Source organism: Vreelandella profundi, assembly GCF_019722725.1.
Taxonomy (GTDB): domain Bacteria; phylum Pseudomonadota; class Gammaproteobacteria; order Pseudomonadales; family Halomonadaceae; genus Vreelandella; species Vreelandella profundi.
In genome coordinates, this window is the sequence record NZ_CP077941.1 from 2,308,538 (window position 1) to 2,321,469 (window position 12,932).

The 12,932-nt window shown below is 52.2% G+C and carries 16 protein-coding genes; 2 read left to right on the forward strand and 14 right to left on the reverse strand.

Translation table 11 applies throughout. The features are described from left to right. Positions 1-27 precede the first annotated feature (27 nt). Complete coding sequence (locus KUO20_RS10625; protein ID WP_235039844.1) at positions 28-741, forward strand: 16S rRNA (uracil(1498)-N(3))-methyltransferase; 714 nt, start codon at positions 28-30, stop codon at positions 739-741. A gap of 9 nt (positions 742-750) precedes the next feature. Here KUO20_RS10625 and rloA3 read toward each other — a convergent pair whose 3' ends face one another. The 12 genes from rloA3 to hemH all read right to left on the reverse strand — a co-directional run bounded on the left by rloA3 (position 751) and on the right by hemH (position 11,528). After that, a complete protein-coding gene (gene rloA3, locus KUO20_RS10630) occupies positions 751-1,305 on the reverse strand; it encodes a retropepsin-like aspartic peptidase RloA3 (protein WP_235039845.1) in 555 nt (184 codons plus the stop codon). A gap of 42 nt (positions 1,306-1,347) precedes the next feature. Continuing rightward, complete coding sequence (locus KUO20_RS10635; protein ID WP_235039846.1) at positions 1,348-2,616, reverse strand: lytic murein transglycosylase; 1,269 nt, start codon at positions 2,614-2,616, stop codon at positions 1,348-1,350. Between the two features lie 92 nt (positions 2,617-2,708). Continuing rightward, a complete protein-coding gene (locus KUO20_RS10640) occupies positions 2,709-3,998 on the reverse strand; it encodes a DASH family cryptochrome (RefSeq protein ID WP_235039847.1) in 1,290 nt (429 codons plus the stop codon). Beyond that, positions 3,982-4,191 carry a DUF2256 domain-containing protein gene (locus KUO20_RS16780; protein WP_096278990.1) on the reverse strand — a complete coding sequence of 70 codons (210 nt, stop codon included), beginning with the start codon at positions 4,189-4,191 and terminating at the stop codon, positions 3,982-3,984. The genes KUO20_RS10640 and KUO20_RS16780 overlap by 17 nt, the downstream gene beginning before the upstream one ends. A 163-nt stretch (positions 4,192-4,354) precedes the next feature. After that, positions 4,355-4,759: a monovalent cation/H(+) antiporter subunit G gene (gene mnhG / locus KUO20_RS10645; RefSeq protein ID WP_235039848.1), complete on the reverse strand. Its 405-nt coding sequence runs from the start codon at positions 4,757-4,759 to the stop codon at positions 4,355-4,357. Next, positions 4,752-5,021, reverse strand: a complete 270-nt coding sequence (locus tag KUO20_RS10650; RefSeq protein WP_096278986.1) for an MrpF/PhaF family protein — start codon at positions 5,019-5,021, stop codon at positions 4,752-4,754. The genes mnhG and KUO20_RS10650 overlap by 8 nt, the downstream gene beginning before the upstream one ends. Then, positions 5,021-5,494 (reverse strand): Na+/H+ antiporter subunit E, encoded by a 474-nt coding sequence (locus tag KUO20_RS10655; protein ID WP_235039849.1) that lies wholly within the window; start codon positions 5,492-5,494, stop codon positions 5,021-5,023. The genes KUO20_RS10650 and KUO20_RS10655 overlap by 1 nt, the downstream gene beginning before the upstream one ends. Beyond that, positions 5,491-7,089 carry a Na+/H+ antiporter subunit D gene (locus KUO20_RS10660; protein ID WP_235039850.1) on the reverse strand — a complete coding sequence of 533 codons (1,599 nt, stop codon included), beginning with the start codon at positions 7,087-7,089 and terminating at the stop codon, positions 5,491-5,493. Before KUO20_RS10660 ends, KUO20_RS10655 begins: the two co-directional genes overlap by 4 nt. After that, positions 7,086-7,433, reverse strand: a complete 348-nt coding sequence (locus KUO20_RS10665; RefSeq protein WP_096278980.1) for a Na+/H+ antiporter subunit C — start codon at positions 7,431-7,433, stop codon at positions 7,086-7,088. The genes KUO20_RS10660 and KUO20_RS10665 overlap by 4 nt, the downstream gene beginning before the upstream one ends. Positions 7,434-7,451: 18 nt before the next feature. After that, on the reverse strand, positions 7,452-7,883 hold the full coding sequence (locus KUO20_RS10670; RefSeq protein WP_096278978.1) for a Na+/H+ antiporter subunit B: 432 nt from the start codon (positions 7,881-7,883) through the stop codon (positions 7,452-7,454). Beyond that, positions 7,876-10,227 carry a putative monovalent cation/H+ antiporter subunit A gene (locus KUO20_RS10675; RefSeq protein ID WP_235039851.1) on the reverse strand — a complete coding sequence of 784 codons (2,352 nt, stop codon included), beginning with the start codon at positions 10,225-10,227 and terminating at the stop codon, positions 7,876-7,878. Before KUO20_RS10675 ends, KUO20_RS10670 begins: the two co-directional genes overlap by 8 nt. A 221-nt stretch (positions 10,228-10,448) precedes the next feature. After that, entirely contained in the window at positions 10,449-11,528 is a 1,080-nt protein-coding gene (gene hemH / locus KUO20_RS10680) for a ferrochelatase (RefSeq protein WP_235039852.1), read from the reverse strand. A gap of 195 nt (positions 11,529-11,723) precedes the next feature. Here hemH and KUO20_RS10685 point away from each other — a divergent pair, with 195 nt between their 5' ends. Further along, positions 11,724-12,122 (forward strand): thiol-disulfide oxidoreductase DCC family protein, encoded by a 399-nt coding sequence (locus tag KUO20_RS10685; RefSeq protein WP_235039853.1) that lies wholly within the window; start codon positions 11,724-11,726, stop codon positions 12,120-12,122. A gap of 18 nt (positions 12,123-12,140) precedes the next feature. Here KUO20_RS10685 and KUO20_RS10690 read toward each other — a convergent pair whose 3' ends face one another. Both KUO20_RS10690 and KUO20_RS10695 read right to left on the reverse strand, forming a co-directional pair. Then, complete coding sequence (locus tag KUO20_RS10690; RefSeq protein WP_235039854.1) at positions 12,141-12,443, reverse strand: DUF6482 family protein; 303 nt, start codon at positions 12,441-12,443, stop codon at positions 12,141-12,143. Positions 12,444-12,619: 176 nt separating this feature from the next. Further along, complete coding sequence (locus KUO20_RS10695) at positions 12,620-12,913, reverse strand: hypothetical protein (RefSeq protein WP_096278968.1); 294 nt, start codon at positions 12,911-12,913, stop codon at positions 12,620-12,622. Between the last annotated feature and the right edge of the window lie 19 nt (positions 12,914-12,932).

Here is a 12,932-nt window from a genome sequence, read left to right on the forward strand (position 1 = left end):
CTATTCTGTGACCAATAGACTCTCATTATGAATTTGATTTTACTCAGCCCCGATGACCTTACCGACGATAACCGCGCCTGCATCAGCGACCCGAGAAGACTGGGCCATCTGCACAACGTTCATCGCTCCTCGCCTGGAGACCTGCTTACCGTCGGCATCCAAGGCGGGGCAATGGGCAAAGCGCGGCTAACTGAACTCACCGCTGAACGCGCTTACTTTACGTTAGAGACGATGGATGAGCCGCCGCCAGCGCCACTACCAGTGCATTTGGCATTAGCACTGCCAAGGCCACGTATGCTAGCACGCACTCTGGAGCACGTGACTGCGCTAGGTGTGAAAGACATCACCCTGCTGCATACCAAGCGGGTAGAAAAAAGCTACTGGCAGTCTCCCGAGTTACGCGCTGATAAAATTCACCAGCACCTAGTCCTAGGTTTGGAACAAGCTCGCGACACGCAGCTGCCCAACATTACGCTTAGCAAGGGGTTTAGGCCTTTCTTAGAAGAACAGCTTCCCAACCTACTCAAGCAATACCGAGGACTGCTGGCACACCCGGGCATGCCAAACGCTTGCCCAAGAGATGTTAAGCACCCAACGCTCTTATTGGTAGGCCCAGAAGGCGGCTTTATTGCTTGGGAAGTAGAGCAACTGCTTGCGGCAGGCTGCGAGGGAATGCACCTAGGGCCGCGTATTTTGCGAGTAGAAACAGCCGTGACAGCGCTGCTGTCACGGCTGTTCTAGGCGTTTGCGTTAAGACTGATCATCTTCCGGGTCGTGAGGCACGACCTGGGAATTCTCATCACATCCTGGCTCTTGCAGAAAGCTGTTACGCACATCTAGCAAGCCAAGGTGGCTGATCGTGCTGCGGCCAAGCAGCATCGGATATATCATCTCTTCGCGATCGCGCAGACTGAACTGCTCTTCGTAGATGGTATCGCCCATGCACACTTCCATTAGAATAACGGGGCGGTCATCACTGCCACCCGCGCCGCGCACGGTTTGTTCGCGATACAGCGGGCGCTCAATCTCATCGCTGAATGTTTCTCCGCTGTCCTGATCTTCAAGCTTGAGACGAAAACGCACCCACTCTTCATCATCTTGCTCGAACATCTCAATGTCACGAGCGTCAAGCGATGATGTTAATGCACCGCTGTCGAGCTTTGCCTTAACCGTAATGTCCCAGGGCTGAAGCGTCGCATTTTCTACCCAGCCAAACACTTGGTCGTCATCTGCCATCGCGGTGGAAGTAGATAGCAAGGCACCAATAACAGCGCTGCCTAATAACGTTTTTCCTAGCACTCGCATAGCATCATCCTTGGTAAGTTAAAACTTTCAATAAAACGTTGCCTACTCAGCACGGTTTCGCAATTGCTCTAATAGGGTCTGAGTTGCAAAGCCGTCTGGTATTAACCCTTGATCACGCTGGAAGTTCCGTAATCCTTGACGCGTATTGGGGCCCATGACGCCGTCAGCCCCGCCCGCTGAGTAGCCGGTACGGTTTAGCTCGCGCTGGAGTTCTTTCACGTCATCGCGGGTAAGCGTCGTTTCACCTCGCGGCCATTCATGCTGGATACCCTCTCGCCCGGCAATAGCATCGCCCAGCGTAGCCACGGCAAGGGCGTAACTGGTGGCATTGTTGTAACGTAAAATAGCGCGGAAATTAGCCCCCACTAAAAAAGCGGGGCCTTGGGCACCAGCAGGTACCACCACTGACGCGCTGTCGAAACTTGGCAGCTCGCCCTGCTGCGCTCGAACGCCTTGATTACGCCACTCGGCACTACTGCGTCGGTCGGTCTGAGTATAATCAAACCCTTCCGGTAGGCGTATTTCCACGCCCCAAGGCTGACCCGTTTTCCAACCAGCTCGCGCCAGGTAGTTTGCCGTCGACGCCATGACGTCGGGAATACTTCCCCAGATATCACGCCGACCATCACCATCGCCATCGACGGCATACGCCTCAAAGCTGCTGGGAATAAATTGGGTATGGCCCATCGCCCCGGCCCATGAACCCTTCATTTGATCGGCGGCAATATCACCTTCGTCAATGATACGCAGCGCAGCAAGTAGTTCACCTCTAGCAAAATCACGGCGGCGGCCATCGAAAGCGAGCGTAGCAAGGGACTCTAACGTTGAGAAATCACCGAAATTGCTGCCGTAGTTACTCTCGATTCCCCAAATAGCGACAATAATTTCGGCGGGTACGCCAAAGCGCTGCTGCATTTCCAGCGCGGTATCGCGGTGAGCCGCTAACTTTTCTCGCCCGGTATTAACACGCGTAGATGAAACCGCGGTATCAAGGTATTCCCAAATAGGCCTGACAAATTCGGGTTGATAGCCATCGAGCTCAATGACGCGATCAAGGTGGCGTATGCCATCGAATGCTTCGCTCAATGTCGCTTCGCTAATGCCTTCACCGGCGGCATAGCGACGAAACTCATCTAGCCATTGCTGAAAATTAGCGTAGTTAATCTGTGTAGTAGCACGCGCATCGACTTCAGTCATTAGCTGCTGATTTGCGAGTGCTGCGCCTCCAACGAAAGGGGTGCTCAACGCTATCGCCAGCGAGGCACACAGTAAGGGGCGGTAACGCCGCCCTGCAGGCAAATTAATAGACATCGTTTATATCCTTAGGCAGTCCTTGGCATGTCTAGAATGATGGCCTAGAAAAGTAGTAGATACTAGACGCTGAGGCTGATTAGGGGGCGCAATTATCTTTCAAGCGATGTCATCCAGTGGGCGACATAGCGCCCATGCGGGTCATAATGGTTGATCTGCTGCTGCACATCAAAGTAGCGACGATGGCGCGCGCCTCTTCCCACGCCGGCAATATAGCGCCAGTTTCCCCAATTGCTGGCAACGTCATAATCAATCAAGCAATGCTCGAACCATAAAGCGCCTAAACGCCAGTCTACCTGCAGGTCGTTGACCAAAAAGCTGGCGACATTTTGCCTGGCGCGATTAGATATCCAGCCGGTGCGATGAAGTTCCAGCATGGCCGCATCCACAAACGGCACGCCAGTCACAGCATTACGCCAAGCATCAAACGCCGTACTCGGCTTGGCCGCTAGAACCTTACCAAACATTTGCACACCTTCAGCCTGCGCGACACGTATAAAATACTCACGCCAAAGCAGTTCAAACGTGATCCAGTAGCTCGATTCATTGCTGCCGTGTTCGGCTTCCCACGCTTTCACTGCATCATTAACTTGGCACGCAGTGACACAGCCGCGCGCAAGCCACGGCGAGATGCGTGTTGAAAAATTCGCGCCTAAAAGACCGTTTCGAGTTTGCTTATAGACTTCTGCGCCCTTTTGATGCCACAGATAGTCATGAAGACGCGCATGCGCCGCCGACTCCCCTCCCTCGTAGGTATAGCCTTGACGTGTATCCGGCTGCCACACAGCGCTATGCTCAGAGACAGCCTTTAACGGCGGAAAGCCACGTGGCGCCTCAGGCCAAGGCGGCAGTGTTACCGGTGCAGGTCGGCTCGCGGAAAGTGAGCAGTTTTTTTCTACGCAGCGCCTAAAGGCCGAAAAACTTTGCGGTAACCTATCCGCGTCGAAAGGCAGCGCCTGCCGATTAATCAGTTGCCCGCTCTCAATACAGCTCAGCGTTGTGTGGCCGGAAAGCCCGCTGGCCACCGCTTTAATCTGCTGTATTTCTTCAACCCCGGGGTGGTCAGAAACGCGGACCTGGCGAGCACTAAGCGACCTGGCCAGCTCAATCACCACATCGCTTGGATTACCGATGCGGACAAGCAAATCACTGCCGCGCTTTAAAAGCTCGCCGCGCAACGCCATTAAGCATTGCCATAGGAAGCGTAAACGCGCCGGGCCTATCCGCGGCACGGAATCGTCTTTTATGAGAGGAGCACACCAGCGCTGGTCCAACACATAAAGGCACAGCAAATGACTGGGGGGAGCATTAAAGTGTAACAGAGGGTTGTCGGCCACGCGCAGGTCGTCTTGCAGCCAGACAATATCAACGGTGGTGTTCATGCCCTTGCCTCCCAGAAGCGCTTTGCTGTTTTGCAGTACGTCGACATCGCTCGCTGCAATAGCGCACCTCATCCCAACAGCGCGCCCATTTCTTTCGCCAAGCAAAGGGTCGCTGACACAGGGCACACGTTTTTTGGGGCAGGTGTTGTTTGCGTTGCTTGCTCACAGTCGGCGTACTTCTTAATAGGCACATGATTAATTATGAACATATCATCCTACACGGTATAACTGTTGTACATTAATTGTTAATCATCGATGCTGATAAAAATAAAGCGTTGCGAAACATCAAATGCAAAAAAGCCACCCTTAGGTGGCTCAGCGGCAAGATACAGCCTTCTAACTATCGAACTCGCACTCTAATCTGGATCAGTATCTCTTGGCTGACGCTTGGCATTTTCTTGGGTCTCCAGGCCACTTTTTAATTCGTGGGTCAAAGGATCATAGTTAGGCCGTAATTCATCCTTTATCGTGCCGCTCCAAAGCTTGGACCCAACGAAATAACCGGCACGACCAATCACATGGGCGGCCACCGGTGCCGTCATTAAAATAAACAAAATGACGGCAAATGAGCGCGCCACGATCCCCACTTCAGCAAAGTGCATTGCCGCCGCCAGCATAATCAAAATAACGCCCAGTGCGGCGGCTTTCGTAGTTGCATGCATACGCGTTAGCAGATCGGGTAAACGCAGCAAACCCACAGAGGCAAGCAGCATAAACAGCGCACCGCCAAGAATCAGCGTGCCTTTTATAAAATCAATCATCTCGCGGGCCTCCTCGTTCTAAAAAGCGCGCAAAGCCAATAGCCGCCAAAAAGCCCATCAGTGCGACCACAATCGCAGCGTCGAGGAAACTAGCAACCTCTGTTTTAATCGCATAAACCCCCACCAATCCCACCAGGGTGGTCGAAAAAAGCTCTAACGCTACAACGCGATCAGGCAAGCTGGGGCCGCGTACGACGCGCACAAAGGTGAGTATGAGCGCGATACTCATAATCACTTGGCTAATTAAAATAACGGTATCCATCAGCGAAATAGCTCCAGGGCCCGGTGCTCCATTTCTTTTAAATTACGCCGCAGCTCTTCTTCATCGTCTAAAAACATCGCATGGATATAAAGCACCTTGCGATCATCAGACACATCCAGGCTAAGCGTACCGGGCGTCAGCGAAATCAAGTTAGCTACCATGGTGATTTCCATTTCCGTACGAGCCGAAAGTGGCAGCGCAATAACGCCAGGTTTCATATGCCAAGGCGGTGTCAAAATATCGAAGGCCACCCGCAGGTTGGCTTGAATCAGCTCTTTCAGGAAAAAACCGATAAAACCCACAAGCCGCGGAACGCGCGCCGGATAGCCTTTCAATGAGTCAAGCTGAGGCTCAATCAAAACCAGCGTGATATAGCCGAATATCAATCCGACAAGAAGGTTCAAACCGGTGAAGTCGCCGCTCAACAATACCCACGCCAGACCTAATAGTAAGTTCCAGATAGCTCCCGTCATGGCGCATCCTCTCCTGTTTGCGCTTCTTCAGCGTCCGCGGCTGATGAATTCAGCAACGTGTCTTCTACACTGACCGAAGCGCCCAGAACGGCTTCGATATACCCCGATGGCTCAAGCAGCTGATCACCAATCCCGGTCATCACCCACATAATTGGCTCAGCAAATACTCCGATCAACAGAGAAGACATCGCCAACACCATCACCGGTAAATACATCATCCACAGGCTTGGCTTTAACAGTCGCCCATCATCCCCAGTCGGGGTAACGGTTTCAGGCACGTGATTATCATTCGGCAGCGACTTCCAGAACACCTCATTCCAAATTTTCACCATGGAGTAGAGCGTCATTAAACCGACCGCCAGGGCGATTCCAGTCACGACATAGGCTTCAGCCTCCAGGCCTGCCCGCACAATGACAAATTTAGCAAAGAAGCCAGACAGCGGCGGTATGCCCGCTAGAGAGAAAGCCGAAATAAAGAAGGCGACGGCTAGCCACGGGCGCTCCCGATACAAGCCCCCCATCTTTTTGAGTTGATAGGTGCCCTGCAGACGATGGGTAATCCCGCTAATCAAAAAGAGGTTAGTTTTCACCACCATGTTATGCACGATGGCAAATACGCCACCGGCTATCGCCAAGGGTGTATAAAGCGCTAAACCCAAGATCATATAGCCAATCTGGCTGACAATATGAAACGATAGAATACGCCTAAACTCATACTGGGCGGCCGCGCCCAGCACGCCCGTCACCATCGTAAAGACCGCTCCCCAGAGCATAATGTCCTGCAAATAGCCCATGGTCTGGTCAAACATCAGCGTAAAAACGCGGAACAGGGCATAAACGCCGACCTTGGTGAGCAGCCCGGCAAACAGCGCTGAAACGGCGACGGGCGGCGTATGATAAGAAGCAGGTAGCCAAAAGAACAATGGAAAGGCGGCCGCCTTAATACCGAAGGCCACCATAAACATAACGGCCAACACTTCAACCATGCCCGTGTGCTCAGCTTCCCCCATACGCAGCGCTATATCGGCCATGTTAAGCGTCCCCACCATGCCGTAGAGCAGCCCAACGGCGGTCAGGAAAATGACCGAGGCCAGCAGATTCAAGGTGACATATTTAATCGCCCCCTCCATCTGCGCACGCTCCCCGCCTAGAATTAGCAGCGCAAACGACGCCACCAGCATCACCTCAAACCACACGTAAAGGTTAAAGATATCGCCGGTTAAAAATGCCCCCATAACGCCCGCCAGGAGCAGGTGCATTAAAGGGTAATAGCCAAATTTCTCATGGCCCCGGCCGGTCGTGGCCAGCGAGTAGATTCCCATTGCTAAACCGATGACGGCGGTCATCAACACCATCACGGCACTCAGCATATCGGCGATGAGCGTGATGCCAAACGGCGCGGGCCAACTACCCATCTGCATGGTGACGTAGCCGTCTGAGAGCGTGGAGACGAACAGCCACAGGCTAACAATCAGCAGCGCCGCATTACCGGCCACGGCCAAAAAGCGCTGCATGGGGCGGGAACGCCAAAACAACAAAGAGATTGCCCCTGAAAGCAGCGGCAAGAGGACGGGAAGAGCAACTTCAGGCCTCACGTATCGGTATCCTTCATCTTATCAAGATCATCAGCCTTAACGACTTCATAGGCACGTCGAATCAACACCACCGCAAAGGCAAGTACGCCAAAGGCAATCACGATAGCCGTCAGCACTACCGCTTGAGGTAAGGGATCAGCGACGGCGCCTACCGGCTGCATCATGCCTTCAGGAATCAATGGCGGCGCGCCTCGCGTCAATCCCGCCGTTGTAAAGATCAGCAAATTGGCCGCGTTTGAAAGCAGCATTAATCCAATCACCAGCTTAACGATAGAGCGGCGCAGCATCATGAAAATAGCCGTCGCGTAAAGCAGCCCGATGGCTACCGCCATTAGTGGTTCCATGCTGAGCCTCCTGTTAACTCAAGGTTCATCCTTGTCGACCTCCATTAGCGTCATTACCATGCCGGTGACAGAGCCCAGCACCGCAAAATACACACCGATATCAAAAATCAGCGGCGTTGAGGCTTTAAAGTCGATGATTGGAATAGTCCACCACTGGGCAGTTAGAAACGGTTGCCCCATAAACCAGGCAGGCACGACGGAAATCATTCCCAGCAATAGGCCAATGCCAATGAGGTCTCTGGGATCAACCATACGCAGCACTTGCTTGGTCGCGCTAACGCCAAAGGCAAACAGGTAAAGCGTAAATGCCCCCGCCGCCACAAGGCCTGCGATAAAGCCACCGCCCGGCTCATCGTGTCCTCTAAGCAATAAGAAAACGGAGAACATCAGCTGCAGTGGCATTAAAAACCGCGCAGCCGTGTTGAGAATAATGGTGCCTGACTTAACCATCGTTAGGCTCCTTAGCCGCTACTTTGCTGCTTTCACTCGGTTTATTCTCACTACCTTCACCATGACGCAGCCTCAGCATGGCAATAACGCCAACGGCTGCAAGCGCCAATACAAACATTTCGCCTAGCGTATCTAGCGCTCGATAATCGACCAAAATGACATTGACGATATTGCGGCCAAAGGCCAAGGGAGCGCTGTTCTCAATCATATATGTCGAGATCGGCTCAAACTGCTTAATACTCCACGAGGTCATAATCAGTAGGCAGATCAAAATGCCCATCATGGCGGCGACAGCGCCATCACGGATACGCTCAAGGCTGGTAGAAAGACTCGAAAAGCGCGGCAGCCGGAACAATACCAGTACCAGTAAAATCACCGTCAAGGTTTCCACCAGCAGCTGGGTAATGGCGAGATCAGGCGCACTGAAGAGAATAAATATTAACGCGATAGAGAAGCCCATCACGCCGACCGACACCACTGCCCCAAGCCGGGATCGAGAAATGGTCGCGAACAACGCCCCCATTACCATACAGCCTGCCACCACGGCCTCGTGAAAGCGCACGTCTAGATCAAAGGCAAACTCAGGCGAATGACGCAGCAATATGGAGTTACTAATCAAAACGATCAGCGTAATCAGCATAATAAGAATGTAATTACGCATATAGCCGTTTTGCAGCAAGCGCGTTTGCCATTCGGAGAAATGTACGATGCCGTTCATCGCGCTCTCATAGCCGGCCTCAGGGCCATGGCGCATGATCGGCGCCAGTATGGATAGCCTGGCGCGTACGCTGTCCCAGCGTTTAAACAGCAGAAAGCCTAAACCAAGGCTGATAACCGACATGACTAATGCCACATTCACGCCATACCAAAGCGACAGCGAAATCTCCATCGGTTGCCCAGAAATCGAGCTTGCGGCAGCGCTCAGCAACGCATCGGCGCCTAACGCCGCTGGCCATAAACCAAGCAACAGTGATCCTGTTACTAAAAACGCCGGCCCCGCTAGCATGCTGAGCGGCGCTTCATGAGGATCTAGCGGTGTTTGATGGCGTTTGCCGAAAAAAGGACGTAACGCAATGATAAAGGCAACCGCGATAGTTAATACCGCGGCAATAAAGGCAAATAGCACCAGCAACATGTTGAAGCTGTCAGCGCCGAGTGCCGACTCAAACTTCAACTCCTTGCCTATAAAACCAATTAACGGCGGCACGCCCGCTAGCGAAAGCGCAGCAATCAGCGCAATCGTCGCCGTCACCGGCATCACTGAGCGCAGCCCGCCCATGTGCGTGACATCCTTGGTACCGGTTTCGTGATCCAGAATACCGGCGACCATAAATAGCGCCCCTTTGTACAAAGAGTGCGCCAGTAGGAAAGTAACGAAGGCAGTCATCGCATAATCACCGCCAATGCCTAGCAGCATTGTCAGCGTGCCCAGCGCCATAATCGTTGAGTAGGCTAATAGCTTTTTAATATTCGTATGCTGAATGGCTAAGAATGAACCGACCAGCATCGTGGTCGCGCCAACGACGGAAAGAATTGCCACCCATAACGCCGTGCCGCCCAGCTCTGGGTGTAGTCGCGCTAGCAGATAAATACCTGCTTTCACCATGGTGGCTGAGTGCAAGTAAGCCGAAACCGGCGTTGGCGCAGCCATCGCATTAGGCAGCCAAAAATGAAACGGAAACTGGGCTGATTTGGTAAACGCGCCAAGCAGCAAGCAGATCAACATGGGCGTATAAAGTGCATGCTCACGTAAATCTGTATCGCCACCCAGAATCTCTGACAGCGACCAGCTGCCGCTAGCAATGCCCAGCAGTATCAGACCGGCCATTAATGCCAGGCCACCAGCGACGGTCACAAATAATCCTTGGCGCGCTGACTTACGAGCTTCTATATCGGCATGATTAAAACCAATCAGCAAATACGAGGTAATACTGGTTAATTCCCAAAAGATGAACAGTGTTAATAAACCGTCGGCCAGCACTAGCCCCAGCATGGAAACCATGAAGGCTATCAGCGCGATATGAAACCGCGCGAGATCAGGATGGTCTTTCAAATAACCGCCGGCATAGACAAGAACGAAAGAACCAATGACGGTAATCAATAGTCCGAAGAGTAGCGACAGACCATCTATCAAAAACGTAAGGCTGATGCCCAATGACGGCACCCACTGCCACTCAAGCAGCAAGCTACCATTTTCAATCACATAGGGAGCTTGAAGAGCCAACCACGCCGCTAGCCCGGCTGGAAAGACTGCCAGCACAAGGCTGGTGCGTTGGCCAAACCATCGATGCAGCAGCGGCGACGATGCAGCCAGCAAAAAACCCATTAATACGGCAAGTTGCATCTTGCAAAATCTCCTACATAACAAAAGGCCCGACCGTTTGATCAGGCGCGAAGATTATTGGCACCATGCCTTTGGACTGGAACGCCAGCGTTGAATAAAAGTGATTTCAAAGTGAGACAGCTTATAACAGGCAGTTTTGTCTGACCAGTCAAACGCTTAAATGCAAACAGCCGCAGCGAAGTAAACCCCGCTACGGCTGTTGTTGCGCCACTCTAAAAAAATTAGCGGGTGGGCAACCATCCGGCTAATTCATTATTAATCACCGCGAGCAGTGCCTCTATATGGTCGTCGCGATCATTCAAGCACGGTATGTAGCTAAACGTTTCACCACCTGCCGCCATAAAGCTATCGCGAATTTCTTCTTCTATCTCTTCCAGTGTCTCAATGCAGTCTGATGAGAAAGCGGGCGAAATAACCGCGATGTGCTTGTGCCCCTGTCGAGCCAACTCGGCCACGTGCTTAACGGTCGCCGGCCCCAGCCACGTCTCAGGGCCAAACTTCGATTGAAAAGCCGTATCCACGTCTTCTTTGCTGAAGCCGAGCTGCTCGCGCAGCAGCCGCGTTGTTTTCTGGCACTGGCAGTGATAGGGATCCCCTTGCATCAGGTAGCGCTCTGGAACCCCGTGATAGCTAGCCACCAGCTTGGTTGGCCGCGTCGGCAACCCGGCGTAAGCCTCTTGCACAGAGTTAGCCAGCGCCTGAAGGTAAATAGGATGATCAAAATACGCGGGCACCGTGCGAATGTACGGCTGCCACTTCATCTTCATTAACGTGCGAAACGCCTGGTCATTAGCCGATGCTGTCGTTGGCGAACCGTATTGAGGATAAAGCGGAAAAAATACGATTTTTTCACAGCCTTTCTCTTTCAAGCGCGTCAGCACACTTTTAGTTGAAGGATTCCCATAGCGCATACAGAAATCAACTTCAACATCATCACCATAAAGCGCCTTTAAGCGCGCCGTCATTTTCACGGTCTGCGCGCGGGTTATGGTCAGTAGCGGACTTTCATTTTTTTCTTTATTCCAGATACTGCGATACGCCTTGCCCGACGAGAATGGCCGCTTGCTCAAAACAATCAGTTGCAGCAGCGGCTGCCATTTCCAGCGCGCATAGTCGACTACGCGCTGATCAGAGAGAAACTCGTTTAAATAACGACGCACAGACCAATAGTCCGTGGCATCCGGCGTACCCAAATTCGCGAGCACAACACCCACTTTGGCACGCGGTACCGGCGGGTGATCACTGGACGCATGCGCTAAGCGCCCTGCTCCAGGCTGATCTTTGACGACGCTTTCGGTCATTAGATTTACTCCCGAAAATACCTAAGCAATTGAAAAATTGGTAATTAAAAACATAAAAAACGCACAACATTATGGCTTAACTGCCAAGCGGCCCCGTAAATGCTATCACTTATCGGCAAACTGCTGACATAAAGTTATACTATCATCATCAATTGTATAACTATGTTGCAAATAGCCACCGATAGGCGAACCGCTATGAACCGTTTTACGCCGCTGCAGGCCCATCCTCCGGTTACTCTATTTCACGACGGTCACTGCCCCTTCTGCCGCCAAGAAATTGCCTGGCTAGCCAAACATCGCCACCGAGAACACATCACATTAGTGGATATCCAGGCACATCATTTTAACGCGCAAACGCACGGATGCGAATTCACCGCCATGATGGGGCAGCTGCATTTACACGATATTCAGGGAAAATGGTATATCGGCATGGATGCCAGCCGTGCCCTGTATGCGGTATTGGGCTACCGGCGGCTGGTATGGATATCGTGCTTGCCGGGGATACGCGGCTTAATGAACGCGGGTTACCGGTTTTTTGCCCGTCGCCGAATACGAATCGGGCAGTGGTGGGAAAAACGTCAATCTAAAGCTTAGCAAGGTGACTTAAACGCGTTAAAAGACTAGCGGCATACGCGAAGTAAGTGGCTCACTGTAGTGCGTGTCGCGACCAATGACTTCATCGTGAGGCACGTGCTGGACTAAATAGGCACGGTGAATCGCGGCGCGCTTAAGCTCCATATAAACGTCATCTAACGAACGGAACAACATCGGCTTATTGCGCTGCGTTAACATATGGCGCTCGCCTTCAACATCCTCTAACTCAATTTGATAAAAACGACTACCCGAATGGGTAATCACGCGTATTTCGAAGTTGTCGTGGCTGGCGACAAACTGTTTAAGATCTTTCAACTCCATGGTTCACTCCTATTATTGATACATACTAAATAGGGCACAGCATGGCTGTGCCCTATGACATTTAAGTTGCCTGATTATTACATTGTCATGACAATTTTCAGCTTCATGATATTCAACAACTAAGACGGCAGTAGTGCAAGAGAGTTCCTGACCAAAGCGTCAACAAATGCGGTTAATTACTGATATTCAGAGGGATCGATCGCTTTACCCAGTGAATTACGATCAATCCAATTGCCACCTTTCGTTTCTTTATAGCGGAAAACCACTTTATCGCCCACGGTGACGGGAACCTCTCCGTCTTCGGTTTGATAGCTGTATTTCTCGCCCTCCACTACCAGGTGGTAACGATAAAGATCCGGCATACCCAGCCACTCTTTGAAAGGCCCTTCCCGCTCTAGTGACTGTAGCTCACCGCGACCTTCAAGCTTAGGAAGACGCTGCCGATTACCGCGCCGAAATCCACCTGCCATTTGCTACTCCCGTTTTTAC